Annotated in this window: 19 protein-coding genes; 2 read left to right on the top strand and 17 right to left on the bottom strand. The window is 59.7% G+C overall.

What is annotated here, in order from left to right:
• Positions 1 to 289 precede the first annotated feature (289 nt).
• The 7 genes from ACSEXS_RS04120 to ACSEXS_RS04090 all read right to left on the bottom strand — a co-directional run bounded on the left by ACSEXS_RS04120 (position 290) and on the right by ACSEXS_RS04090 (position 6,836).
• Positions 290 to 1,273 (bottom strand): SDR family NAD(P)-dependent oxidoreductase, encoded by a 984-nt coding sequence (locus ACSEXS_RS04120; RefSeq protein WP_438431914.1) that lies wholly within the window; start codon positions 1,271 to 1,273, stop codon positions 290 to 292.
• A 120-nt stretch (positions 1,274 to 1,393) separates the two neighbouring features.
• Positions 1,394 to 1,915, bottom strand: a complete 522-nt coding sequence (locus tag ACSEXS_RS04115; RefSeq protein ID WP_438431913.1) for a TetR/AcrR family transcriptional regulator — start codon at positions 1,913 to 1,915, stop codon at positions 1,394 to 1,396.
• A 200-nt stretch (positions 1,916 to 2,115) separates the two neighbouring features.
• Entirely contained in the window at positions 2,116 to 2,928 is an 813-nt protein-coding gene (locus ACSEXS_RS04110; protein ID WP_438431912.1) for an inositol monophosphatase family protein, read from the bottom strand.
• 34 nt (positions 2,929 to 2,962) lie between these two features.
• Positions 2,963 to 3,760, bottom strand: a complete 798-nt coding sequence (locus tag ACSEXS_RS04105; protein ID WP_438431911.1) for an ABC transporter permease — start codon at positions 3,758 to 3,760, stop codon at positions 2,963 to 2,965.
• Positions 3,744 to 4,559 carry an ABC transporter permease gene (locus tag ACSEXS_RS04100; protein ID WP_438431910.1) on the bottom strand — a complete coding sequence of 272 codons (816 nt, stop codon included), beginning with the start codon at positions 4,557 to 4,559 and terminating at the stop codon, positions 3,744 to 3,746. The genes ACSEXS_RS04105 and ACSEXS_RS04100 overlap by 17 nt, the downstream gene beginning before the upstream one ends.
• Complete coding sequence (locus ACSEXS_RS04095; protein WP_438431909.1) at positions 4,556 to 5,596, bottom strand: ABC transporter ATP-binding protein; 1,041 nt, start codon at positions 5,594 to 5,596, stop codon at positions 4,556 to 4,558. The genes ACSEXS_RS04100 and ACSEXS_RS04095 overlap by 4 nt, the downstream gene beginning before the upstream one ends.
• Positions 5,597 to 5,930: 334 nt before the next feature.
• Positions 5,931 to 6,836, bottom strand: a complete 906-nt coding sequence (locus tag ACSEXS_RS04090; protein ID WP_438431908.1) for a polysaccharide deacetylase family protein — start codon at positions 6,834 to 6,836, stop codon at positions 5,931 to 5,933.
• Positions 6,837 to 6,991: 155 nt separating this feature from the next.
• Here ACSEXS_RS04090 and ACSEXS_RS04085 point away from each other — a divergent pair, with 155 nt between their 5' ends.
• Positions 6,992 to 7,882, top strand: a complete 891-nt coding sequence (locus tag ACSEXS_RS04085; protein WP_438431907.1) for a MerR family transcriptional regulator — start codon at positions 6,992 to 6,994, stop codon at positions 7,880 to 7,882.
• Between the two features lie 96 nt (positions 7,883 to 7,978).
• Here the strand turns inward: ACSEXS_RS04085 and mdh are convergent, their stop codons facing one another.
• The 10 genes from mdh to ACSEXS_RS04035 all read right to left on the bottom strand — a co-directional run bounded on the left by mdh (position 7,979) and on the right by ACSEXS_RS04035 (position 22,464).
• Complete coding sequence (gene mdh / locus ACSEXS_RS04080; protein ID WP_438431906.1) at positions 7,979 to 8,935, bottom strand: malate dehydrogenase; 957 nt, start codon at positions 8,933 to 8,935, stop codon at positions 7,979 to 7,981.
• 244 nt (positions 8,936 to 9,179) lie between these two features.
• Positions 9,180 to 10,478: an NADP-dependent isocitrate dehydrogenase gene (icd, locus tag ACSEXS_RS04075; protein WP_438431905.1), complete on the bottom strand. Its 1,299-nt coding sequence runs from the start codon at positions 10,476 to 10,478 to the stop codon at positions 9,180 to 9,182.
• 68 nt (positions 10,479 to 10,546) lie between these two features.
• Positions 10,547 to 11,659 carry a citrate synthase gene (gene citZ / locus ACSEXS_RS04070; RefSeq protein ID WP_438431904.1) on the bottom strand — a complete coding sequence of 371 codons (1,113 nt, stop codon included), beginning with the start codon at positions 11,657 to 11,659 and terminating at the stop codon, positions 10,547 to 10,549.
• 305 nt (positions 11,660 to 11,964) lie between these two features.
• The gene (locus tag ACSEXS_RS04065; protein ID WP_438431903.1) at positions 11,965 to 13,647 is read right to left on the bottom strand and encodes an alpha/beta fold hydrolase; all 1,683 of its coding nucleotides are present in this window, start codon (positions 13,645 to 13,647) and stop codon (positions 11,965 to 11,967) included.
• Between the two features lie 159 nt (positions 13,648 to 13,806).
• Positions 13,807 to 14,184 carry an FxsA family protein gene (locus tag ACSEXS_RS04060; protein ID WP_438431902.1) on the bottom strand — a complete coding sequence of 126 codons (378 nt, stop codon included), beginning with the start codon at positions 14,182 to 14,184 and terminating at the stop codon, positions 13,807 to 13,809.
• 98 nt (positions 14,185 to 14,282) lie between these two features.
• On the bottom strand, positions 14,283 to 16,037 hold the full coding sequence (pyk, locus tag ACSEXS_RS04055) for a pyruvate kinase (protein WP_438431901.1): 1,755 nt from the start codon (positions 16,035 to 16,037) through the stop codon (positions 14,283 to 14,285).
• Positions 16,038 to 16,239: 202 nt separating this feature from the next.
• Entirely contained in the window at positions 16,240 to 17,208 is a 969-nt protein-coding gene (locus tag ACSEXS_RS04050) for an acetyl-CoA carboxylase carboxyltransferase subunit alpha (protein ID WP_438431900.1), read from the bottom strand.
• Positions 17,198 to 18,067 carry an acetyl-CoA carboxylase, carboxyltransferase subunit beta gene (gene accD / locus ACSEXS_RS04045; protein WP_438431899.1) on the bottom strand — a complete coding sequence of 290 codons (870 nt, stop codon included), beginning with the start codon at positions 18,065 to 18,067 and terminating at the stop codon, positions 17,198 to 17,200. The genes ACSEXS_RS04050 and accD overlap by 11 nt, the downstream gene beginning before the upstream one ends.
• A 128-nt stretch (positions 18,068 to 18,195) precedes the next feature.
• Entirely contained in the window at positions 18,196 to 18,384 is a 189-nt protein-coding gene (locus ACSEXS_RS04040; RefSeq protein ID WP_438431898.1) for a glutamate decarboxylase, read from the bottom strand.
• Positions 18,385 to 18,708: 324 nt separating this feature from the next.
• Positions 18,709 to 22,464, bottom strand: coding sequence for a DNA polymerase III subunit alpha (locus tag ACSEXS_RS04035; protein ID WP_438431897.1), 3,756 nt, complete (start codon positions 22,462 to 22,464; stop codon positions 18,709 to 18,711).
• Positions 22,465 to 22,804: 340 nt separating this feature from the next.
• Here ACSEXS_RS04035 and ACSEXS_RS04030 point away from each other — a divergent pair, with 340 nt between their 5' ends.
• Positions 22,805 to 23,815, top strand: coding sequence for an EFR1 family ferrodoxin (locus ACSEXS_RS04030; RefSeq protein WP_438431896.1), 1,011 nt, complete (start codon positions 22,805 to 22,807; stop codon positions 23,813 to 23,815).
• Positions 23,816 to 23,843: the final 28 nt, after the last annotated feature.

Here is a 23,843-nt window from a genome sequence, read left to right as displayed (position 1 = left end):
AACAGCATTCAAACCGTCTTTCAATTTCTCGTACGATTTCGACAGTACCTCACGCCGGGAGACAAGCAATTTGAGCCGTTGCTGGAGAACGCCATGCAAAAGGAATTGTATCGTCTCCTGCTCGAATGGCTAAAATCGGGGCCTAAACGGAGCGGACCGCAAGAAAAGCTGGAAACTACGGCTCTTGTGGTCAGTTGGGGCCTATTCGGGTCGGCCCTGCAATGGAGCAGGGAGGTTCAAGCCCGCACGCTGGAGTCGATGGTGGAAGAGGTTGTCGAGGTGGCAACGGTTAATTTAGGCGCTCATTGGGAGCAGGCAACCGGATGGGCTTAAGTTGACGAATGGTCGCGGCAATGCCTTCCTCGTAGCTTGTTGCGGGTATCGGGCCAATGAACCGCTCATACTTCTCTCCACTCAGACGGAGCGGTTCCTTCGTCAGGTACAGCATTTCCACCACTTCCTTCATGACCGGAACAAACATCCCTAAAAGGGACAAACCGATTTTCCCCAACGGGATAACAGGCTTTGCCGACCCCGAGGCTAAACGGGAGATTCGGACGATCTCGTTTCCTGAGATCGCGCCGGCGCCGGGGATGTTCCACTCCTGACCATAGGCATGATCGCGGATTGCGATTTCAACAATCATTTTGGCTGCATCCGGCAAGTAGACATATTCACGCGGCACACGCATGTTCCCAATGAAAAATCCCATCCTTCCCTTCGCAATAGCTTCGAGTGTACCGCCTAAATACGAAGCTTGGTTCGCCGTCGGACCATAATAGTCCGGCAAACGGACAATAAGGGGCCGCGCATTCTTCCATTGGCGGTCAAAAACCATCTGACCAAAACGCAGCCGAATTCGGCCTTTTCGGGTATGAGGTTCTTTGGGATGATTTTCCGTAACGGGATCTTCTTGTCTTCTCCCATACGGATAGATCCCATCTACGATTACCACCTTCAGTCCCAGCCGATCGGCAGCTTGCATGACAGCTTTACCCAGCGGCAACAACCGTTCCTCCATCTCATGGTAAGGAACGTTAGCACAATGGAACAAGACGTCCGCCTCTCTTGAAGCGGATTCGACGTCTTCCGTCCGGAAGGCATCTCCAATCGCCAAGGACAGTTGGGGCGGATTCCCCAATCGGGCTGCGAACTGCTCCAGCTTTGATCGGGAACGGCCAAATGCAATGACCGGAATGCCCCGGTTAACCAGCTCTTCCACAATCGCAGCACCCGTACCGCCTGTCGCTCCAAGGACAATCGCTTTTTTCATGGTCCTTACCTCCACCTTCCATAGTAATTGATCAATCACTAACTTTGATACTCAATATAGCATGTTGGTTAGTGATTGATCAATAACTAATTTTGAAAAAGGGGGGAGCTTTTCAGTTCTTTACCCCTCCATGAGTTCCGGAAGTTCCAAGGCCATCGCTATATTGCACAACATTCCTTTTGCCAGGAATACCTTGGTTCTGTCCTCCGGATTTTCCACCCCATTCCGTTGGAACGCTTCCAGCACAATCCCGCGAATGTCTCTGAACCCGGATTGCATGGCCCTACGGATCGGCTCCTCTTGGATCGTCTGGGCCTGCATTTGGAGCAGCGTCTCTGAGCGGTGAGCATTCATAATCTCCTCATAGACGATAATCAAATCCTGCTCCAACTGAGCAGGCATCGATGTGCCAATGACTTGACGGAAGGAATCGGCAATTCTCTCCCAAGAAGCTTCCAGTGCGGCAAGAAGCAGCTCCTCCTTGCTCTCAAAAAAACGGAAAATATACGGCTGCGATATCCCTGCACGCTTAGCCACTTGCATCGTAGTCGCACGGTAGTATCCTATTTCGGCAAATACTTCAATCGCGGCTGAAATAATATCCGTCCGGCGGTTCGCCGAAGCGGCTTCATTTTTTGGCATGTATAGACGCTCCGTTCCACTAGTGATGAATCAATTAATTTGAAGTCTACATGGTATTTCCCGTTTTTACAATTGCTATTCGAAGGATTCGAAGAATTAAACGTTTGGTTTGGGGAAGAAAACTTGCCGTTACTTGTGATACGGTTTCCCGCTCTGTCTGTAACGGCATGTGCAACAATGTTAAAATGAGAGTAGACCTTTTATTCTGATTCCATCCGCAATAATGCCAAGAGATCCTCATAGATTCCAGGCGTTGTGAATACGACTTCTTCACCGTAGAGTTCCTTAGGGATGCCATCGGGCACGGCTTGTACATGGCAACTTAATGCGCCCGCCTCCCGTGCAATCAAGCCTGCGGCGGCCACATCCCACGGTGAAAGACTTTCCGTATGGGCATCTAATTTCCCCGATGCCACATAACAAATGTCTACGGTTGGTGCGGCAAAGCGCCTAATGTCACGACAGCTCCTTCTCAGTCGACTCACTCTTTCGATGGCTGGCTTCACCTTTGCTGGATCATGCGGATAACCTGTGCCAATGACAGCATCTAGCAGCGAAGTACATGTACGAATTCGTAAACGCTCCCCGTTGCAATAGGAGCCTTCCCCTTTAATCCCAACATAAGTACCGTTCAAATCAGGCGCATACACGGCTCCTGCCAGCACTACACCATCAAGGGCAAAAGCCAATGAAACGCCGTAATGCGGTAAGTTTCGAGCAAAATTGACTGTTCCATCCAAGGGATCCATCACCCAAACCGGACCGTCAAACTTGAATTTATCCCAGTGGTGTACTCCATTTTCCTCCGATAGAATTCGATGACCTTGAAATTTGGCCATGATGGCTTCTTGAATGATGCTTTCCGATAACAAATCGGCAGATGTCACAAGTTCACCGAAATCTTTGTAATTCTCTATAATTTTTTCTCGACTGCGCAATTCGGAAATTCTGTCCCCCGCTTTTGTTACAGCCTGTTCCGCAAACACCGCTATTTCTCGAAGGTCGAATTCCATTCGTTCTCATTCCTCCTTAAAGTGCGTAATCCGCTCACATCCGCATGCCGGTCATGTTGCCCGACGTGTACCGCCGGAGCCCGCGATGGAAGAACCACAGCGCAAACAGCACGAGAGCGAAGGAAAAAGCGAGCGCGGCGATGAGGAACGGCGTATCGACCGCCGGCCGCAGCAGCTTAATCGGCATGGAGCTGATGAAGCCGGCCGGGATCAGCGTGAACAGCAGTGCCTTGCCGAGCCCCTTGAAGATATCGGTTGGGTACACCGTGAAGGTGACGATGCTGTCGAACAGCATGGAACTCATGCCTTCGGTGTTGCCCAGATAGAAGGCGAAGGTCCCGAGCAAGAGCGCCATTCCCAGAAAGATCATCGCTCCGATTAAGAGCGCGAGCAGGAACTTCGCTCCTCCCGCCAGGCTGACATCCCCTTTCCAGAAGTAGATCAGGAAGGCAAAGGTCAGATCGCCGATGGCGCTGACCGACATCCGCGAGATCAGCACGTGAAGGAGAATCGGCTTCGGCTGAGTCAGGTAGGCGTCCAATTGACCCGTGGCGATGAGCGACGGCAGGCGGAGCGCATTGCCGAAGAAAACGGACACCAGGCCGAACGCCCCGGCGCTGATCGCCCACATCAGCATGACATCGTTCAAGCCCCAGCCGTTCACCGTCTGGAACCGGTTGAAGTAAAGCCACCAGAAGAACACCCAGACCGCATTGTTGATGATCATCGTACCCGCCGTGATAAGGAAGCTGAAGCGGAATTCCATGGCGCCCGCGAGGTTCAGCTTCCAGCAGGTTTTAACGAAGGAGGCCAGTTTAACCGCCGTTGACATTGAGCTTTCTCACTCCCTTCCGGTAAAGCAGTATGGCGCATACGCTCAGGATGACCGTCCAGACCAGCTGGAGAGCCAGCATCCGCGGCAGCTCCGCCGCGTCGAAGGCGACCGCCGCCTTGGCGGGAAAATAGAGCACCGTCTGAAACGGCAGCCATTCGCACACCTTCCGGAGCGCATCGGGAAAGATCTCCAGCGGCATCATCATCCCGCCGATGGTAAACAGCAGCTTGCGGTAGACGAATTCCAGGCCGCGGGTCTCCTCGATCCAGAACGCCGCCAGCGCGAGCAGCAGGTTCAGCAGGAAGTTGACCGTGAACGCGCCGAGCGAGACGGCGGCGAGACCGAGCCAACCGAATCCGAAGGCAGGCGCGCCGAGCGCCAGCAGCCCGAGGACGAGGCCGACCGCCAGGTTCACGCCGAGGCGGAAATAGACCTCTCCGAGATAAGCGGAATAGTGGTAACCGATGTAATGCACCGGGCGGATGAGCCGGTAGCCGACGTCGCCCGATTTGACTTCTTCCTCGATGCGGGCGGACAGGCTGGGCGTCGCCAGCGTCATCGATTCGGAGATGATCAGGTACCAGATCATCTGGTGGAAGGTGTAGCCGGCGATCGTGCCACCGCCCTCGCCGTAGGTCGCTCCCCAGAGCTGCATGAACACGTAGATGATGATGACGAGGAACGCGGTCCGCATGAGAAAATCCATCACATACGCGAGCTGATTCTTCACTGTCACCTTGCCGATGGCCGCGTATTTGCCGTATCCGCCGAGCAGGGATGCCCGTTTTACGCTCATGAGGTCGCCTCCTGTTCCCCGCGACATCGGAAATGGGCCTCTTCCGAGCCGATTCCGCCGGCTTCGCGGGAATAGATGTGGGTGATGATCTCCTCCATCGCCGGGTCCTCGATCGTGATGTCCATGATCCGCCAATCCTGCACCATCCGGCTGAGCAGCTCATCCATCGAGATGAGGGTGGTGTCCACCGACAAGCGGAGACCGGTGCCTTTGCGCTTGACCACCTCCACGCCGGGCAGCCGCAGATCCTGCCCTTCCTCCCGCAGCTTCAGGTGCAGCGTCTTCTTGCCGAGAAAATCCCGCTTCATGCTGGCGACGGAATCGTCGAGGATGACGAGTCCATGGTTGATGACGATGACTCGCTTGCACAGCTGCTCGACATCCGTCGGGTCGTGGGAGGTCAGGAACACCGTCGTCCCCTCCTCCCGGTTCAGCTCGCGGATCAGCTCGCGAATCCGCTGCTTCACGACGACGTCGAGCCCGATCGTCGGTTCGTCGAGGAAAAGCACCTCGGGCCGATGCAAGAGCGCCGATGCGATCTCGCAGCGCATGCGTTCGCCAAGCGAAAGCTTGCGGACCGGGGTCGTCAGGTAAGGCCCGAGCTCGAACCGTTCCACCAGCATGTCGCGCCTTTGAAGGAAGTCCGTCTTCGGCAGGTCGTAGATGCGGCCCATTAGCTCAAACGTGTCGACGGGCGGCAGGTGATACCAGAGCTGCGATTTCTGCCCGAAGACGCAGCCGATCCGGTAAGCCAGCTTCTTGCGGTCCTTCCACGGACAGAGGCCGAGCACATCCGCGCTGCCCGAGGTGGGATGCAGGATGCCCGAGAGCATCTTGATCGTGGTCGATTTCCCGGCTCCATTGGGCCCGAGAAACGCCAGCGTCTCGCCCCTTTCCACTTCGAAGCCGATCGAATTGACCGCTTGCTTTTCCCGCTCGCGCGGATGGACCAGCGACCGGAGACTTCCGACGAGTCCCGGTTCTTTCTCTTTGACCCGAAACGTCTTCGTCAGGTCGCGTACGGTAATGACGGCCATGCTTGCTTCCCCCTTTTTCTATCGCTTTCTTTGCTGCAATAAAGCGTAAAAGACCCTCGGCCGTTCCGCCCGGATAGGCGGAACTTGCCGAAGGTCTTTTATCCCTACGGTGTAGCGCCAGCGTATCGCGTCGGCGCCCGGCTTCGCTCGGTCCGTACCGCTTGCGCGATCGGCCCTAGAAGCCCTTCCCCTTGTATTAGTTCAAAATATTACCACGTTGACGGGCGATATAGCAATACTTTTTTACACGCCTTGTCAGCTTTATATAGACCGGTATTCGGGTGCCGGGATTTTGGGGTCTCCGACCACACCCCCGTCGTCCCGCCGAACTCCGTTACCCGCGCTGAACCGCTTGCAGGTCCACCCAGCGGATCATGTGGATATTTTCTTCCCGCAGCGTTTCCTGGATGATCGGATCGCGGAACATTCGCCATTCCATGCCCCTGCGCTCAGAGTGGGAATGAATCGCCTGGAGCTCCTCGGTGACGAGCGACGGGTGGAGAATGATCTCGCTCACGCCCGGCCGCATGGAGCGCAGCAGCTCGGCCATTTTATCCCGAAACGTCGTGTAGTCCTCCGGCTCTTCCGTCGAGAAGGGGAGCGACAGCAGGTAATCGAGGATCACAATCCCTTTGGCGTCCGCCTTGGCCGCAAGCTCCGCCGACCGCTGCGCCATCTCCTCCGGGATATCTTGCCCGAACGGAACCCGGGGATGGCGCGGCATGCGGAAGGGCAGGCCGTAGTCGGCGCAGAGATCGAAGACAATGTCGAGGAAATCCCGTCCCGTCGCCAGCCCGTATACGCTCCCCATGTGATTGTCCGCATGGGTCGGCTTCACGCCCATCGTCAGCGCCAGCTTGATTTGGTTCTCCAGCTCGTGCCGCACCTCGTCCTCCTTCGCCGCAAGCTCGACGCTTAACACCTCCGGCGGAAAATACCCCTCGTCGGTGACCAGCGAGCCGCAGCCCTCCCGCCGCGTTACCGGCCCCCACTTGTAGGTGTCCCATTCGCTGGTCAGCGTCAGGTGAACGCCTACGTCGTAGGCGGGATGGGCGGCGCTCCACAGGGCCGCCTCCTTGGCCCAAGGGCAGGGCAGCATCAGCGTCGAAGACGAGACCGCCCCCTCCTCCAAGAGCTGCATGATGCCCCGATTGGTCGAATGACACATGCCAAAATCGTCCGCATTGACAATCAAAAGCCGGTCTTCTTTGCCGTAGCCCAGCCGTTCGTTCAATGTCATGTCGTCAACCTCCCTGCTCGGACCGGAACCGAAGCATCTCCCGGTCTCTTCACGAGAAAAGTCTATCATACTCCGTCCCGTCCGCCTATCCTCCCGCCCGGGCTTGACTGATCCCTTGGGGTCCGGCTTACAATGAACCCGGAGGTGAATCCCGCTTGTTGATCCATGAGCTGTGCAAAGCGTGCGGCCTGACCAAGAAGGCCGTCAACTATTATTTGGAGCAAGGACTCCTGAAGGCGGAGAAGGAGGCGAACGGCTACCGCCGCTTCGCCGAGCAGGACGTTCAGACGCTGAAGGAGATCACCCTGCTGCGGAAGCTCGGTGCCGGAATCGCCGACATCCGGCGCATTCTCTCGGCGGAGGACCGCGGCGCAGCGCTGGCCGAATTCGGCCGAGAGGTGGCCCGGCAGCGCGCGCAGCTGGAGGCGCGCGAGGAGGTGCTGGCCCGCTGGCAGAGCCGGCCGGCCGATACGGAGGCGGTCTGGCGCTACGCGGCGGGCCTTCTGGGAGAGCCGGCCGCTCTGAAGGAGCGGATCGCTCTTGCCTTTCCGGGGCCGTACGGGTCGTTCCTCGCGCTGCATTTCGGCCCGTTCCTGAATGCAGCCGTAGTGACCGACGACCAGCGGGCCGCTTACGAGTCGATCGTCGAATATCTCGACGAGGCGGAATGGAAGGGCATGCCGCTGGAGCTGGAACGGGAGTTGGAGCAAGCCCTCGGGTTCGCAGACGCGGACAAACTGGCCGGAATCCTGGAGGAGACCAAGCGAAGGATCAACGACATCGACGGCTTTCTGCGGGACGAGCAGAACCGGGAGCAGGTGCGCGACTACCTCGAATTCCGGTTGTCTCCGGAATACGAGACCAGTCCCGCCAAGCGGTTGAACGAGCTTCTGCGCGACTTTCAGCAAGCTTCCGGCTACCGGGAGCGGTTCATTGCCAACCTTCGACGGCTGAGTCCCGATTATGACGCTTATGTGAAGCGGATGGCCGAGGCCGACAGCAAGCTCCTGGAGGCCTTCCCCGAGGCGGGCCGTCTGAACGAATGAGCCGGTGGGGCTCCGTCCTCTCCTGACCTCCCTTCAACCCCCGCCCCATCGGAGGAATCTTCGAATCTTCGGAGGGGCGGGGTTCTCCATAAGGCTTCAATCCCATGCCGGAACCCCGCAGGCCTGGCGGGTGGCGGAGCGTACGGATTCGGCGGACCGATCGAGAGCCGCTCTCTCTTCCGCCGTCAGCCGCAGCTCGTAGACCCGCTCGACGCCGGATGCGCCAAGCCGCACCGGAACGCCCAAGAAGAGATCCCGATAGCCATATTCTCCATCCAGCCGGACAACGGCGGGAAGGACGCGCTTCTTGTCTCTCACAATGGCTTCCGTCATCTGCACAAGCGCAGCCGCCGGAGCGCAGAAGGCGCTGCCGCTGCCGAGCAGTTCGACGATCTCGCCGCCGCCGTTACGGGTCCGCTCCACGATGGCGGCCAGCCGGTCCGCGGGGATCAACTGTGCGATCGGCAGACCGCCGACATCCGTATACCGCGAGAGCGGCACCATATCGTCGCCGTGTCCGCCGAGCACCAGAGCATGCACATCTTCCACGGACACGTTCAATTCCTGGGCGATAAAGGTGCGAAGGCGTGCCGTGTCGAGCACCCCGGACTGGCCCAGCACCCGGTTCTTCGGGAAGCCGAGCGTCTCGTAGGCGACGCAGGTCATGGCATCGACGGGGTTGGTCAGTACGAGGACGATCGCCTCCGGGCTCGTCGCCCTCACCTGTCGGCAGACGTCGCGGACGATCCGTGCGTTGACCGGAATCAGATCGCTGCGGGTCATCCCCGGCCGTCGGGCGATCCCCGCCGTAAGGATCACCACATCCGAACCCGCTGTATCGGTATAGTCGGAGGTACCCTGAATACGCGTATCGAACCCGATCACCGGCCCCGCCTGCAGCATATCGAGCGACTTGCCTCGGGTGGGCCGGTATTGCGGCGGAATATCCAGCAGCACGACATCGCCGAGCTCCTTCTCGGCAAGCATCAGCGCGGTGTTGGCGCCGGTCAGGCCGGCCCCGATGACGGACAGCTTGCAGCGGCGGATGGTCATTCTTCTTCCTCCAATCCCGGGATATCGCCGAACGGCGGCCCGACAAAAGAACGAGACGCCCGAAAGAGCGTCTCGTTGTCTGTATGAACTCGAGAACGTTGTTCCCAAGTTATCCTATGATCGAACCGGGCGGGCGGTTCCCCGACTCGGACCGGACCGCTCCCCCAGCTTATCCGGTCCGCCTGACCTCTCCGCCGCTGCATGCTGCTGTAAGCCGCTTCGGGTGCGAACCCGCTCTTGCCGTTCAGTTCATATGCTTGATGATTTCGTCGGCGAATTCCGATGTCTTCACCTTCGTCGCGCCTTCCATCAGCCGGGCGAAATCGTAGGTCACCGTCTTGGCGTCGATGGCTTGCTCCAAGCCCTTGTAGATCAGGTCGGCCGCTTCCTGCCAGCCGAGGTGCTCCAGCATCATCACGCCCGACAGAATCACCGAGCCCGGGTTGACGACGTCCTGGTCTGCGTATTTCGGGGCCGTACCATGCGTGGCTTCGAAGATGGCATGCCCGGTCACGTAATTGATATTGGCTCCCGGCGCAATCCCGATGCCGCCCACCTGCGCCGCCAGCGCATCGGACAAATAGTCGCCGTTCAGGTTGAGCGTGGCAATCACGTCAAAATCCTTGGGACGGGTCAGCACCTGCTGCAGGGTGATATCGGCGATGGCATCCTTGACGATCACCTTGCCGGCCGCCTCCGCTTCCCGCTGAGCCTGGTCGGCGGCTTCTGCGCCTTCTGCGGCTTTGATGCGGTCGTATTGGTCCCAGGTAAAGGTCTTGTCGCCGAATTCGCGCTCGGCCAGCTCGTAGCCCCAGTTCTTGAAGGCTCCCTCGGTAAATTTCATGATGTTGCCCTTGTGCACGAGCGTGACGCTCTTGCGTCCGTGCTTCAGCGCGTATTCGATCGCAGCCCGGACGAGCCGCTCCGATCCTTCGCGCGATACCGGCTTGATGCCGAGACCCGACGTCTCGGGAAACCGGATCTTGTTCACGCCGAGCTCCTGCTGCAGATAAGCGATCAGCTTCTTGACCTCCGCGGAGCCTTCCTTGTATTCGATCCCGGCGTAGATGTCCTCCGTGTTCTCGCGGAAGATGACCATGTCGACATCCTCCGGGCGCTTGACGGGAGAAGGAACGCCGTCAAAGTACCGGACAGGCCTCAAGCAGACATACAGGTCGAGCTCCTGGCGCAGCGCGACGTTCAACGAGCGGATTCCGCCACCGATCGGCGTGGTGAGCGGTCCCTTGATCGCGACGATATACTCTTCGATCGCCGTCAGGGTGTCCTTCGGCAGCCATTCGCCGAATTCGTTGTAGGCCTTCTCGCCGGCGTAGACCTCGTACCAGGCGATCTTCTTCTCGCCTCCATAGGCTTTGTCCACAGCGGCGTCCAGCACCCGTTTGGAAGCCCGCCAAATGTCGCGGCCCGTGCCGTCCCCTTCGATGAACGGAATGATCGGGCGGTTCGGGACATTCAGCTTTCCCGATTCGATCGTGATGCGTTCCCCTTCCGTCGGAAGGGCGTATTTGTCAAATTGCGGCATGAACTAAAATCCTCCTTAGTGTCGGCAAGCCCCGCCCTATGTATCGATAGGGTAGCGGGCGGCAGAGCTTACCGGAAGTCGACGGGAATGTATTTTTGATCCGATTGCCCAACGTACTCGGCGCGCGGGCGGATGATTCGATTGTTCTCGTATTGCTCCAGAATATGCGCGGTCCAGCCCGAACAACGGCTGATCGCAAAGATCGGCGTGAACAGGTCGCGGGGAATCCCAAGCGTCGTATAAACGGATGCCGAATAGAAGTCGACATTCGGCTTAAGCCCCTTAAGTCCGGTGACGAGCCCTTCGATCTTCACCGACATCTCGTACCACTTCAGATTTCCGTTCAGCTTGCCCAGCTCATACGACATTCGCTGCAGGTGCTTCGCGCGCGGATCGCCGCTCTTGTAGACTCGGTGCCCGAAGCCCATCAGCTTCTCCCGGCGGTCCAGCTTGCTGCGCACGTAAGTATCGATGTTCTCGGCCGACCCGATCTCCTCCAGCATGTTCATCACCGCTTCGTTCGCGCCGCCGTGCAGCGGTCCCTTCAACGCCCCGATGGCGGAGGTTACCCCGGAATAGATATCGGACAGAGTCGCCACCGTCACGCGTCCGGCAAAGGTCGAGGCGTTCAGCTCATGGTCGGCGTGCAGCACCAGCGCTTTATCGAGCGCTTTGGCTTCGACGGGCTTCGGTTCCGTTCCGTTCAGCATATACAGGAAATTTTCGGCAATGGAAGCGCCTTCTTTTGGCGATATAGGGGATTTCCCCTCCCGAATCCGGGCATAAGCGGCAATGAGGGTCGGAATCTGAGCCTGCAGGCGGACCGCTTTGCGGAGGTTGGCTTCCTTGCTCATATCGTCCGCTTCGGGATCGTACAGGGCCAGAGAGGATACCGCCGTACGGAGCACGGACATGGAATGGGCTCGCTCGGGGAAATGGCGCATGATGTCGATGACGGGGTCCGGGACGGCAGCGCTGGCGTTCAGTTCCGTCCGAAGTCCGGTTAGCTCCGCCTGACTCGGCAGCTTGCCGTACCAAAGGAGGTAGATCACTTCTTCGAAAGTCGCGTTTTCGGCCAAATCATCAATATCATATCCGCGGTATGTCAGTACCCCGTCCACAATTGAGCTCACCGAGGTAGTCGCGGCAACGATTCCTTCCAACCCTTTTGTGGCTGTCATCCTTCTCACTCCTTTATCCCTGGTTTCACGCATAACAAAGATCGGCGATGCGAAGCACTCTCTTTCATCATAAAGGATTTTTACAACTTTGTGAATGAAACTAGCATAAGAGTTAGTTATCACCGGATAAAAGAAAATTGTTGCAAAACTGTGAACATGAATATTTAACACGGTTGGCAGGAGTTTAAGCAAGCAACCCGGCAGAAATTTTGGTTTTTTTGTGAATTCATCAGAGGCAACGGGCTTTTTCCTCCACAAAAAAACAGACTGCCGCAGGAACGGCAGCCTGTTCGCTAAAGGGATAGCTAGCGGCTCAGAATCCAGTTCGCCATATCTTGAATGACCTGGGGCTCGACGACACCGGGGTGAGTGTATTCATCCACCGTACCCTCGTCTTTGCCCTGGTAGTCGACAAAGAAGTGGTTTAACCCCGGATACAGCTTGAAGACCGCATTCGACTTGCCCTTCAATAATTCCTGCCAAAGCCCATAGTCTTTGTCCGGATCGCTTTGAAAATCGTCTTCTCCTTGCATGATAAGGAGAGGCTTGCTTAATTGGACGACCAGGTCCGCCGCGCTGTGACGGTCCATTTCCTTGAAGTAATAAGCGGGAACTCCAAAAAGCGTGGTGGCCTTCGCTTCTTCGTCGGTCAGATTCTTAAGGTTCTGCGCTTTGGAGAGTTCGGCCGTCAGCAGCTTCTCGCCCGCTTCTTTGGCCGGGTCTTGGTCGCTCATCTTTTGGAGGACGGCTACGTTCTGGTCGTACATGATTTCCCACAGCGGTCGCGCCGAGCCGGCAAGAAGGATCAGACCGGCGAAATTCCCTCCATCGGCGTCGATTCTCGGCGCCAGCATTCCTCCCAGGCTATGGCCGGCCAAATAAACCCGGGTCGGATCGATCCGCTTGTCGCTCTTCAGCAGCTTGGATGCGGCGACGGCATCCTCAACTGTCTCCTCCTTCACAGTGAACGCCATCAACTGCTCGGGCGTGTAGCGGCTGCCGTACACATACGTTCGCTTGTCGTAACGGAGGACGGCAACACCTTGCTGGGCAAGACCCCAGGCGATGTCGCGGAAGGGCTTGTAGGCTCCGACCGTTTCATCGCGGTCGCTCGGCCCGGAGCCTTGGACCAAGATGACGGCCGGGAGCGCTCCGGTATGATTTTTCGGCAGGGTGAGCGTTCCTTTGAGGGCATAAGGCGTTCCGGCGCCTACGGTGACTTCCTCCTCCGCCAGGTTGTCCGGAACAGGCACGGCCGCTTGCACCGGCTTAAGCTGGAGCGCGATAACTTTGCCGCTGCTGTTGAGCACGGCCAGGAAGGCGACATCGGCTTGAGTAAAATGGAGAAGGGCATTCATCTGCGTGGTGCCGTCGTTTGCTTTGGCGGACTCAACCGATCCGATTCCGGTATACTTCCCCGAAACGGCAACGATTTGTTCCCAGGCGCTTTGCAATTGAGCGACCGCGGCCGCTCCTTGGATGCCGGCAGCCAGGTAATCGTCGGAGATTTGCTGATAGCGGCCGGCCGCCAACAGCTCGGCGATGTGAGCGGCGGTCTGCTCCGCGCTGTTCACGCTGCGGATTGCCGCTTCTTTGCGGGCGGTGTCGTAAGCGGTATCCAAGCCGAGCACCTCCTTGAAAAAGGTTAAGGGCACATAGACGCGGTTTTGCTTGGACAGGGAAGCGGCGCCGAACGGTTTGGCTTGGCCGTTCATCGTCGCGGTTCCGCTCCCGATCTTGAAGGAAACCGCAAGCGACGGCGCCGTAAGGCGAACCTGTCCTTCGGCATAGGTCGTTTGCAGATGCAGAGCCTGTGCGGCGGCACGGATCGGAACCATGAGATCATGGCCGCTCGGATAGGGCTGAGCATCGGAAAACGCGATGGCGGTATCGTCGTAGGACACTTTAACTTCTCCGGCCGCGGCATAACCGGGAACACCGGTCAGCAACAGCAGGATGGCGGTCGTTCCCGCGAGGAATTTCTTCAATGGATAAACCTCCTGTTCAATTGGGTTATCGACTCTATATTTAGACCATTACCTAAATGTATAATATTCTAAATAATAACTGGTGTCAATTCCCAACTGTTCTTTGTCCTTAGCTAACTTTTATCCATAAAAAAAACCGCTGTTGCCAGCGGTTGTCTCTTACTTGCGCGCCTTGCGCATTCGTTCCTGAAGAATCCAGAGCAGCAGGCGCTTGGCCAGCGGCCGGGTGAGCGGGAGAAGCAGAATGAGGCCGACGATGTCGGTCAAAAAGCCGGGCACGACAAGCAGGATGCCGCCGACCATCACGCAGATGCCGTCCAGCAGCTTGCCTGCCGGAAGTCTTCCCTGCGATAAATCGTCGGACATTTCCCTCCAGATGAAGGTTCCTTCCCGTTTCGCCATGTAGATGCCCGCTACGGCCATGAGCAGGAGCAGCAGCAGGGTCTGCCAGCCTCCGAGGAGGCGGTTCGCCGCTACCAGTCCCCATACCTCGACGGCCGGGACCACAACCAAGAAGATCATTCCGATTCGCAGCATAACACCCTCCGTCGTCTCTGGCTTTCCGTTAAAAATCAACCGGCAGCCCATCCGGCTGCCGGTCGATTGGTTCCGCTACTAACTTCGTTGCGGGTTTCTTACAGAACTTCCGCTTTGCCCGAGTAGATGAAGCCTTGTTCTGCGTAGATGGATACTTCTTGTCCATCCTTGAACAGGGACAGGGCATTTTCTACGCCGATGATTACCGGCTTGCTGAGGTTCAGGCCGACGACGGCGGCATGGGAGGTGATTCCTCCGGCTACCGTGATGACGCCTGCCGCTTTTTCAAATGCGGGCATATAATCCTTGTCCGTTCCCGGAGCGACGAGGATCGAGCCTTCGGTTACCTTCTCGATGGCTTCCTTGGCATTGTTGGCGATGACAATTTTGCCCGTTGCCGACTGGCTGCCGATGCCTTGAGCCTTGGCAATCAGGTCGCCGACATGGTTGATCTTGATCAGGTTCGTGGAACCAGAACGGCCAACCGGTACGCCGGCGGCGACGATCGCCAGATCGCCCAGGTTAACATGGCCGAGCTTGCGGGCCGAATCCAGAGCGGTTTCGACCATTTCGTCGGTCGAACCGACCACTTCGCCCAGAACCGGGAATACGCCCCAGACGAGGTTCAAGCGACGGTAGATCTTCTCGCTCGTCGTGTAAGCGATAATCGGAGCGGCCGGACGGTATTTCGATACCATGCGGGCCGTGTAGCCGGTTTCCGTGATGGTTACGATTGCCTTGGCATTCAGGTCAAGCGCCGCGTTGGCGACAGCTTGGCTGATCGCTTCGGTAACGGTGGTCTGCTGCTGGTTGGCCTGCTTCAGGAAGATTTCGCGGTGCTGCAGGGCTTTCTCCGCGCGCTCGGCGATGCGGGCCATGGTAGCCACGGATTCGGTCGGGTACTTCCCTGCGGCGGATTCGCCGGACAGCATGACGGCGTCGGTTCCGTCGAGGATGGCATTGGCCACGTCGTTGGCTTCGGCGCGCGTCGGGCGGGGATTGCGCTGCATGGAATCGAGCATCTGGGTCGCCGTGATAACCGGCTTGCCGAGGGCGTTGCACTTGCGGATGATTTCCTTCTGCACGTGCGGAACTTCTTCGGCCGGGATTTCCACGCCGAGGTCGCCGCGGGCAACCATGATGCCGTCGGAGACTTCGATGATTTCATCCAGGTTGTCTACGCCTTCCTGGCTTTCGATCTTGGAGATGATCTGAATGTGCGTCGCGTTGTGCTTTTCGAGCAGCTCGCGGATTTCCAGGACGTCGCTGGCTTTGCGGACGAAGGAAGCGGCGATGAAGTCGATGCCCTGCTCAATACCGAAGATGATGTCGTTCGCGTCCTTTTCGGTGATACCCGGCAGGGAGATCTTCACGTTCGGAACGTTAACGCCCTTCTTGCTCTTGATCGTGCCGCCGTTGGCGATGCGGCAGATGATTTCGGTGCCTTCGACACCGGTAACTTCCAGGCCGATCAGGCCGTCGTCGATAAGAATCGTCGAACCGATTTCCACGTCCTTGGGCAGGTCGGTGTAGGTAACGGTAATGCGGTTCTTGTCGCCGAGAATTTCTTCCGTGGTCAGAACGAGGGTTTCGCCGGTCACGAGCTCGATCGGTTCTTCCTTCAGCTTGCCGGTACGGATTTCGGGACCTTTGGTGTCAAGCAGGATCGAGACGCTCTTGTTCAACTTCTGGCAAGCCTTGCGCACGTTGATGATGCGGTTGCCGTGCTCTTCAAAATCCCCGTGGGAGAAGTTGAGGCGCATGACATTCATGCCGGCTTGAATCAGTTTCGTGAGCATTTCTTCGGATTCGCTGGACGGACCGATGGTGCAGACAATCTTCGTTTTTCGCATGGTTGTTTCCTCCTATTGTTTTGCACAGACACTGGCTTAATATATATTTTACGCTTGGGGGAGCGAAAATATCGGCTCGATTACCGCAGACGAACGGCACGCGCCTCCGCTTGCCTGAGGCTCGTCCGTTCTCGGGTTCGGTGTATGACGTCCGGCGGTTAACGCCGCAGGACGTTCGGTCTTCCCGATCGACGCCGAAGCGTCAATCGGGCGTTTGCAGGAAGGCGTACGATCCGATGCGGCGGAACTTCTGGAAGCGATCCTCCTGCAGCTCGTCCGGGCTTAAGCCGGACAAGTCCTGCAGGTGCTCCAGCAGCTTGCCGCGCAGAATCTCCGCCTGCCTCTTCGGGTCGCGGTGCGCTCCGCCCCGGGGCTCCGGGACGATGTCGTCGATCACGCCGAGGGCGAGAATGTCCTGGGCGGTGATCTTCATCGACTCGGCCGCTTCCATCGCCCGGCCGGCGTCCTTGTAGAGGATCGACGCCGCGCCTTCCGGCGAGATGACCGAGTAGATGGCGTGCTCCAGCATCAGCACGCGGTTGCCCACGCCGAGCGCGAGCGCACCGCCGCTTCCGCCTTCGCCGATGACGACGCAGATGACCGGCACCCGGAGCATCGCCATCTCCATCAGGTTGCGGGCGATGGCCTCCGACTGCCCCCGTTCCTCCGCCGAGGAGCCGGGGTAGGCGCCGGTGACGTCGATGAAGGTGATGACCGGACGGCGGAATTTGTCCGCCTGCTTCATCAGCCTCAGCGCCTTGCGGAAGCCTTCGGGATGGGGCATGCCGAAGTTGCGGGCCAGGTTGTCTTTGGTGTCCCGCCCCTTCTGATGGCCCATGACGGTGACAGGCACGTCGCCGAGCTTGGCGATGCCGCCGACGATGGCCTGGTCGTCTCCGAAGAGACGGTCGCCGTGCAGCTCCAGGAAATCGGAAAACACGGCGTTGATATAGTCGAGCGTCGTGGGACGCTGGGGACTCTTGACGATCTGAATCTTCTGGCGGACGCTGAGGCTGCCGTAAATCTCTTCTTCCAGCGCCTTGTATCTCTCTTCGAGGCGGGCGATCTCGTCGGTAAAGTCGATCTGCTTCTCCGTTCCAAACCGGATCAACTCGTCGATCTTGCCGCGCAGCTCCGCGATCGGCTGCTCAAAGGGCAACTCACCGGCCATGGGAGGCGACCTCCTTCACCGTATGCATGTCTAGCAGCTTGATCAAGGTCGGGCGCAGGTCCTTGCGGTGCACCACCTTGTCCAGATGCCCGTGCTGCAGGTTGAATTCCGACGTCTGAAAATTGTCGGGCAGCTTCTGGCGGATCGTCTGCTCGATGACGCGGCGTCCGGCAAAGCCGATCACCGCGCCCGGCTCGGCCAGGATGATATCGCCGAGCGTGGCGAAGCTGGCACTGACTCCTCCGAGCGTCGGATCAGTGAGCACGGATATGTACAGACCTCCGGCCTCGCTGAAACGGCCAAGCGCCGCGCTGGTCTTGGCCATCTGCATCAGGGACAGGATGCTCTCCTGCATTCGGGCTCCGCCCGAGGTGGAGAAGATGATGAGCGGGTAGTTCTTCTGCATGGCCGCTTCCGCGGCGCGGACGATCTTCTCGCCGACCACGCTGCCGAGCGTTCCGCTGAAGAATTCGAAGCTCATGATGCAGACGACCACGGGAAAGCCGCCGATCGTGCCTTCGCCGGTTACGACCGCGTCGCGCATGCCGGTCTTCTCGATCATCTGCTCCGTCTTCGACCGGTATCCGGGAAACCCGAGCGGGTCCTCGGACACCATGTCCTCATCATATTCAAAAAGCCTGCCGCCGTCGAGCAGCATTTCCACCCGCTCGGAAGCGTTCAGGATGAAGTGATAGCCGCAGCCGCTGCAAACCTTGTAATTCTTCATGAGCTCCATGTTGAACTGGATGGCTCCGCACTTGGGGCATTTATTCATGAGGCCTTCGGGAATCTCGCGTTTGGCTTTACCCGAAGGGATCGTCGCGTACTTGCGTTTTTTCTGGAACAAATCCTTTAGCACAAAGACACCTCGCAAGGCTTATTTCATCCGGTACGCTGTCAACAGGAAACGAGGTATTCCGCATGATCGGCCATGCCAATAGACGCTGGTTCATACCCGCAAATCTAGGTCGCAAGGCTCCGGAGCAATCAGCGGTTCAGAATAGCGCCCAGCACTTCCTGGACCTCCATGACCTCGCCCTCGGGCACGAGAATCTCAAACTGCGTCTTGGTCAGGTTGATGGCACGAACCTGAACCAGGAACCCTTCCTCCGTCAATTTGGTTTTGATACGCTCGGCAATCTTGGCGGTCTGAGCGATGTAAATGACCGTCCACATGCGTACATAACCTCCCCGAACCCTGCTTCGTAAGCCTGTACAATAGAGTTATCATAGCACAACCGCTCTTTGCGTAGCAACAAAACAAAAGCGCAGAGAAGGCCCGCCGCGGGCGGAAACGGCTCGAATCGGCAAGGCTTTGCTTGTTTTTTGCGCCTATCCTCCTTCCCGGCCAAGCTCTTTGATTTGATCCTATTCCGAGAGAACGGACACAATTCCTTCAAATTTTCATTAAAGGTCGGGCTCCTTCGTTCCCGGTGGCCCACCCCAAAAGGCCCCTCCTGTCCGAAATCTCCGGCAGGAGGGGCCTCAGGCTGAGCCCGTTCAGTTGACCTTCGCCGACCGGGCGCCCATCAGGGCGTCGATCGCTTCGATCAGCTCGGGGCTCGGCTTCACCCGGTACTTGTCGCTCAGCGCGACGGGTTTCTGCCCGCGCTCATAGAACAAGACGACCGGCAGAGGGCCCGCGTTCGCCTGCAGGAGGGCCTGCAGCTTGACGAGCCGCTCCGGCTGTTCCCGGTCGGCGGCGATGCGGATGAACACCCGCTGGCTGCGCTGTACCCGCCCGGCGCCCGCGGCAGACGATGGGGCCGGGCCTTGCGGCGCCCGACTGCCCGATGCGGGTTCCGCCTTCGGGCTGCGCGCCGCCGGCGAGGCCTGGCGAGAACTCCCGCCCGACCGGGGTCCCGTCGGCGGAAGAGACGGACGGGCTCCGCCTCGCGGACGGAGCAGGCGAATCTGGCGGGCGGCATCCTCCCGGTCCAGAACCGCCGCCTGCTCGGCCAGGAGCTTCACCGCTTCGTCCTCCTGCTGCACTTTCGCTCGGATCGCGAGCAGCCTGCCCTTCTCCACTTCGCTGCGCAGCTCCTTCCACAGAGCGGGGAACATCACGACCTCCACGCGGTCGATGCGGTCCTCCAGCTCGAGGAAGGCCATCTGCTGCCCCTTCTTGCTGACGATTTCCTTCAGGCCGACGACCATTCCCGCGACGACCGTCTCCTTGCCGTCCGGCAGCTCGGCCAAGTACGGAATCGGGTCGGGATCGGCCTCCTTCAGCAGCTCCTCGTAATCGTCGAGCGGGTGGCCCGACAGGAACAGACCGAGCAGCTCCCGCTCCAGATCGAGCTGCTGCATCTTGGTATAGGGTCGGATCTCCGGATACTCGACCTCCCAGTTGACTTCCTCCGTCAATCCGAACAGGTGAAGCTGCAGATCGTCCCGCTCCTTCTTCCATTTGAGCGCCGCCTCGACCGTCTCGTCGAGCATGGCGATCGCCTGGGCGCGGTGGGCCGGAAAGCCGTCCATCGCCCCGCCTTGGATCAGCGACTCGATCACCCGCTTGTTGCACACCCGCAGGTCGACCCGGCGGCAGAAATCGAGCAGGTCGCGGTATGGGCCGTCCCGCCGGGCGGCGACGATCGCTTCGATCGCCTGCGTGCCGACGTTCTTGATTGCCGCGAGCCCGAAGCGGATGCGGCCTTTCCGTCCGTCGGAAGCGTTGCGGGATTCGGCAAGCGGAGCGGGCGGAGCAGGCGGAGCGCTGCCTCCGGAGCCATCGATACCGTCGGCGGCGATGCCGCTCGCCTCCGCCGCGGAATCCGACCCGGCCGTCCGACCGAGCCCGGCCGGTGAAAAGGTCACGCCGCTTTCGTTCACATCCGGCGGCAGAACCGGAATGCCCATCCGGCGGCATTCGTCCACGTACTCGGCCACCTTGCGGTGGCTGCCCATGTTGGCCGTGAGCATCGAGGCCATGAAGGCCGTCGGATAATGCGCTTTGAGGTATGCCGTCTGGTAGGCCAGCACGCCGTAAGCGGTGGCGTGGGCGCGGGGGAAGCCGTAGTCGGCGAAGCGCAGAATCATCTCGTAGACCTTGTTCGCATCCTCCTCGGAATACCCCTGCTTCCGGCAGCCGGAGGCGAAATGCGCCCGCTCCCGGTCCAGCACCTCCCGCTTCTTTTTGCTGACGGCGCGCCGCAGCAGGTCCGCCTCGCCGAGGGAAAAGCCGGCCATCAGCGATGCGATCTGCATGATCTGCTCCTGATAGACGATAATGCCGTAGGTATCCTCCAGAATCGGCTGCAAATCCGGATGCGGGTAGACGACTTCCGCCAGTCCGTGCTTACACTCGATGTAACGGGGAATGAACTCCATCGGACCCGGCCGGTAGAGCGCCAGGACGGACACGATATCGGCGAAGCTCGACGGCTTCATATCCTTCAGCACCCGCCGCATTCCCGGCGACTCCAGCTGGAAGATGCCGGTCGTCTCCCCGCGGCCGAGCAACTCATAGGTCGCCGCGTCTTCGTAGCCGATCCCGGCAAAATCCAGGCTCTCGCCTGTCTCTTCGCGGACCCAGTTTAGCGTCCGCTCAATGATGGAGAGGGTGCGCAGGCCGAGAAAATCCATCTTCAGCAGGCCGATGGCCTCCAGATTCTCCATGGTGAACTGGGTTAGCGCCGTCTTCTCCGAGCCTTCCTGCAGCGGCACATAGTGCGTGAGCGGCTCCCGGGAAATGACCACCCCCGCCGCGTGGGTCGATGCGTGGCGGGGCATGCCCTCCACCTTCATGGCGAGGTCGATCAGCCGCCGGGTAGAGGCATGCCGGGCGCAGAGCGCCTCCAGGTCGGGGTTCAGCTCAAGCGCCTGCTTCAGGGTGATGCCAAGGCGGGGCGGAATCAGCTTTGCCGCCCGGTCCACCTCGGCATAGGGAAGGTTCATCACGCGCCCGACGTCGCGCACGGCCCCCTTGGCGGCCATGGTGCCGAAGGTGATGATCTGGGCCACATGCTCATGTCCGTATTTGGCGGCGACGTAATCGATCACCTCGTCGCGACGCTCGTCGCTGAAATCGACGTCGATATCGGGCATGCTCACCCGCTCCGGGTTGAGGAAGCGTTCGAACAGCAGGTTGTGGCGGATCGGATCGACGTCGGTGATCCGAAGCGTGTATGCCACCAAGCTGCCGGCCGAGGACCCGCGCCCGGGACCGACGGCGATGCCCCGTTCGCGGGCGTAGCGGATGAAATCCCAGACGATCAGGAAGTAATCGGCGAAGCCCATCGAGACGATGACGTCCAGCTCATAGGCAAGCCGTTCTTCGCGCAGTTGGACCAGCCCGGGGTCGGCCGCGCCAGCCGCATGCTCCGGGTACCGGTCGGCGAGGCCGGCCCGGCACAAGCGTCGAAGGTACCCGGCCGCGTCCAGCCCCTCCGGGATCGGCCGGAATTCCGGCAGGATATGGCGGTCAAACTCCAGCTCGAGGCTGCACTTGTCCGCGATTCGGTGCGTATTCGCCAGCGCCTCCGGCAGATGCGGGAACAGTCGCGCCATCTCCTCGGGGCTCTTCAGGTACAGTTCTTTCGCCGTCATCTTAAACCGGTCCGGATCGTCGAGCGTCTTGCCGGTGCCGATGGCGAGCAGGATATCCTGCACCTCGTGGTCCTCCGGGGTCAGGTAGTGGACGTCGTTGGTCGCGACGAGCGGCAGCCCCAACTCCCCGGCGAGCGCGGTCATCCCCTGAACGATCTTCTTTTGCTCCAGCATGCCGTGATCCTGGATCTCCAGGTAAAAATCTTCGCCGAACCGCTCGCGGTACCAAAGCGCGGCCGCCTTCGCCTCCTCCATCCGGTCCTGCAAAAGCAGTTGGGGAATCTCCCCCTTCAGGCAGGAGCTGAGACAGACGAGACCTTCCGCGTGCGCCGCAAGAAGCTCCTTGTCGATGCGCGGCCGGTAATGGAAGCCCTTCAGGTGAGCGACGGAAACCAGCTCCATCAGGTTGCGGTAGCCGGTCTCGTTCTTCGCCAGCAGGACGAGGTGGCTGACCGGCTGCTCCTGGCGGGAAGCCCGCTCCTCCAGCCGACCGCTGGCCACATACACCTCGCAGCCGATAATCGGCTTGATGCCCGCCTCCCGGCAGGCCTTATAGAACGGCACGGCGCCGTACATCACGCCATGGTCGGTCAGCGCCAAAGCGGGCATGCCGAGCTCCGCCGCCCGAGCCGCCAGATCGCGGATGCGGGCCGCGCCGTCCAGAAGACTGTATTCGCTGTGCACATGCAGATGCACGAATCCGTTCATCGTTCAATTCCCACCCAAGAATTCATTGTTCCTTTCAGTGTACCACAAGCGGGGCAAGGAGGCGAACCCACATTCGCATTCCGGTATATCGGCTTTCCGGCATTCCGGCATTCTGACATTCTGACATTCTGACATTCTGACATTCTGACATTCTGGCATTCCGGCATTCTGACATTCTGACATTCTGGCATTCCGGCATTCCGGCCTTTGTATTCCTGCTTTCCGTAAACCGTCCCGCCTGCTCCGGCGCTGCGAGTTAACATTCTCACTGTAGGGCGGCCGGCAATCTGATAAGATAGCCGCGAGCTTGATCGAGACCCGAAACGGAGAGTGGCGCTGAATGAACCAGGATGCGGTTGTGCATTATTTCACCGGCACCGGCAATACGCGGCATGCGGCCCGGATCGCCGCGGAGCGGCTTCGGGCGGCGGGCTGGACCGTCTCCGAGCGGCCGATGGACCGCTGCCCGCCGGAAGCGGGGACGGCGGAGCTGCATTGGTTTCTGTATCCGATGTACGGCTTCGGCGCTCCGGCTCTGGTCACCCGCTACCTATCCGCGCTAAGCGCCCCGCCCGGCGCCCGCGCCGCCGTCCTCGCGGTCGGCGGATCGATGCGGGGAGAACCGGGAGACGAAGGCGTTTCCCTGCACCGCTTGTCCAGCCTCCTGCGGAAGCGGGGATTCACGGTATTCTACACGAATCTCGTGTCCTATCCGATCAATTGGACGCAATTCTTCAATCCTCCGACTCCCGCGGAGTCGGCTCGGATCTGCGAGCAGACGGATGAGCGCGTTCGCCGAATCGCGGATGCCGTCCTCCGCGGAGAGACGCACCTTCGCAAACGGAGCCGGAGGGCCCGCGCCGGACTCGGCTTGATCTACCTCGCCTACCGCAGCCTCGGCCGGCGCCTCCTCGGCAAGCTGTTCACGGCCGACGATCGCTGCGACGGCTGCTCGGCCTGCGCCCGGCGCTGCCCGGCCTCGGCGATTGCCATGCGGCACGGGCGGCCGGCATGGGACTGGCGCTGCGAGGGCTGCATGCGCTGCATCAATGCCTGCCCCCGCGAGGCCATTCAGAGCTCATCCGCCCGGATGCTGGTCTTCGCCGCCGCCGGTTTGCTGCCCTTCTGGCCCGCCCTGGCAGCGGGAAGAGCCGTTTCCGCTCCCGTTCTCTCCCTCCTCGCGGGAACCGGCGTCTTTCTCGCCGCGACCGGCCTGTTCCTGCTTGCGGCGGACCGCCTGCTGGCCTTCGCCGGAACGCGGCCCGCGGGGCGCAGGCTGCTCGCTCCGGGACCTTCGCGCCGGTTCCGCCGCTACCGCGGACCGGGAGACGGAGTGGGCCCGTCCGAATAAATCCCTACGTCCGAGCATATAGATGAGC

It is taken from the genome of Gorillibacterium terrae, assembly GCF_051594785.1.
Taxonomy (GTDB): Bacteria; Bacillota; Bacilli; order Paenibacillales; family NBRC-103111; genus Gorillibacterium.
This window is presented reverse-complemented; position numbering and strand designations above follow the sequence as displayed.

Bases quoted from the DNA above. Each gene is read 5' to 3' on its own strand.
- ACSEXS_RS04120 (WP_438431914.1), bottom strand. From the start codon at position 1,273: ATGAAAAAAGCGATTGTCCTTGGAGCGACAGGCGGTACGGGTGCTGCG.
- ACSEXS_RS04115 (WP_438431913.1), bottom strand. From the start codon at position 1,915: ATGCCAAAAAATGAAGCCGCTTCGGCGAACCGCCGGACGGATATTATT.
- ACSEXS_RS04110 (WP_438431912.1), bottom strand. From the start codon at position 2,928: ATGGAATTCGACCTTCGAGAAATAGCGGTGTTTGCGGAACAGGCTGTA.
- ACSEXS_RS04105 (WP_438431911.1), bottom strand. From the start codon at position 3,760: ATGTCAACGGCGGTTAAACTGGCCTCCTTCGTTAAAACCTGCTGGAAG.
- ACSEXS_RS04100 (WP_438431910.1), bottom strand. From the start codon at position 4,559: ATGAGCGTAAAACGGGCATCCCTGCTCGGCGGATACGGCAAATACGCG.
- ACSEXS_RS04095 (WP_438431909.1), bottom strand. From the start codon at position 5,596: ATGGCCGTCATTACCGTACGCGACCTGACGAAGACGTTTCGGGTCAAA.
- ACSEXS_RS04090 (WP_438431908.1), bottom strand. From the start codon at position 6,836: ATGACATTGAACGAACGGCTGGGCTACGGCAAAGAAGACCGGCTTTTG.
- mdh (WP_438431906.1), bottom strand. From the start codon at position 8,935: ATGACCATCCGCCGCTGCAAGCTGTCCGTCATCGGGGCCGGCCTGACC.
- icd (WP_438431905.1), bottom strand. From the start codon at position 10,478: ATGCCGCAATTTGACAAATACGCCCTTCCGACGGAAGGGGAACGCATC.
- citZ (WP_438431904.1), bottom strand. From the start codon at position 11,659: ATGACAGCCACAAAAGGGTTGGAAGGAATCGTTGCCGCGACTACCTCG.
- ACSEXS_RS04060 (WP_438431902.1), bottom strand. From the start codon at position 14,184: ATGCTGCGAATCGGAATGATCTTCTTGGTTGTGGTCCCGGCCGTCGAG.
- pyk (WP_438431901.1), bottom strand. From the start codon at position 16,037: ATGCGAAAAACGAAGATTGTCTGCACCATCGGTCCGTCCAGCGAATCC.
- ACSEXS_RS04050 (WP_438431900.1), bottom strand. From the start codon at position 17,208: ATGGCCGGTGAGTTGCCCTTTGAGCAGCCGATCGCGGAGCTGCGCGGC.
- ACSEXS_RS04040 (WP_438431898.1), bottom strand. From the start codon at position 18,384: ATGTGGACGGTCATTTACATCGCTCAGACCGCCAAGATTGCCGAGCGT.
- ACSEXS_RS04035 (WP_438431897.1), bottom strand. From the start codon at position 22,464: ATGAACGGATTCGTGCATCTGCATGTGCACAGCGAATACAGTCTTCTG.
- ACSEXS_RS04030 (WP_438431896.1), top strand. From the start codon at position 22,805: ATGAACCAGGATGCGGTTGTGCATTATTTCACCGGCACCGGCAATACG.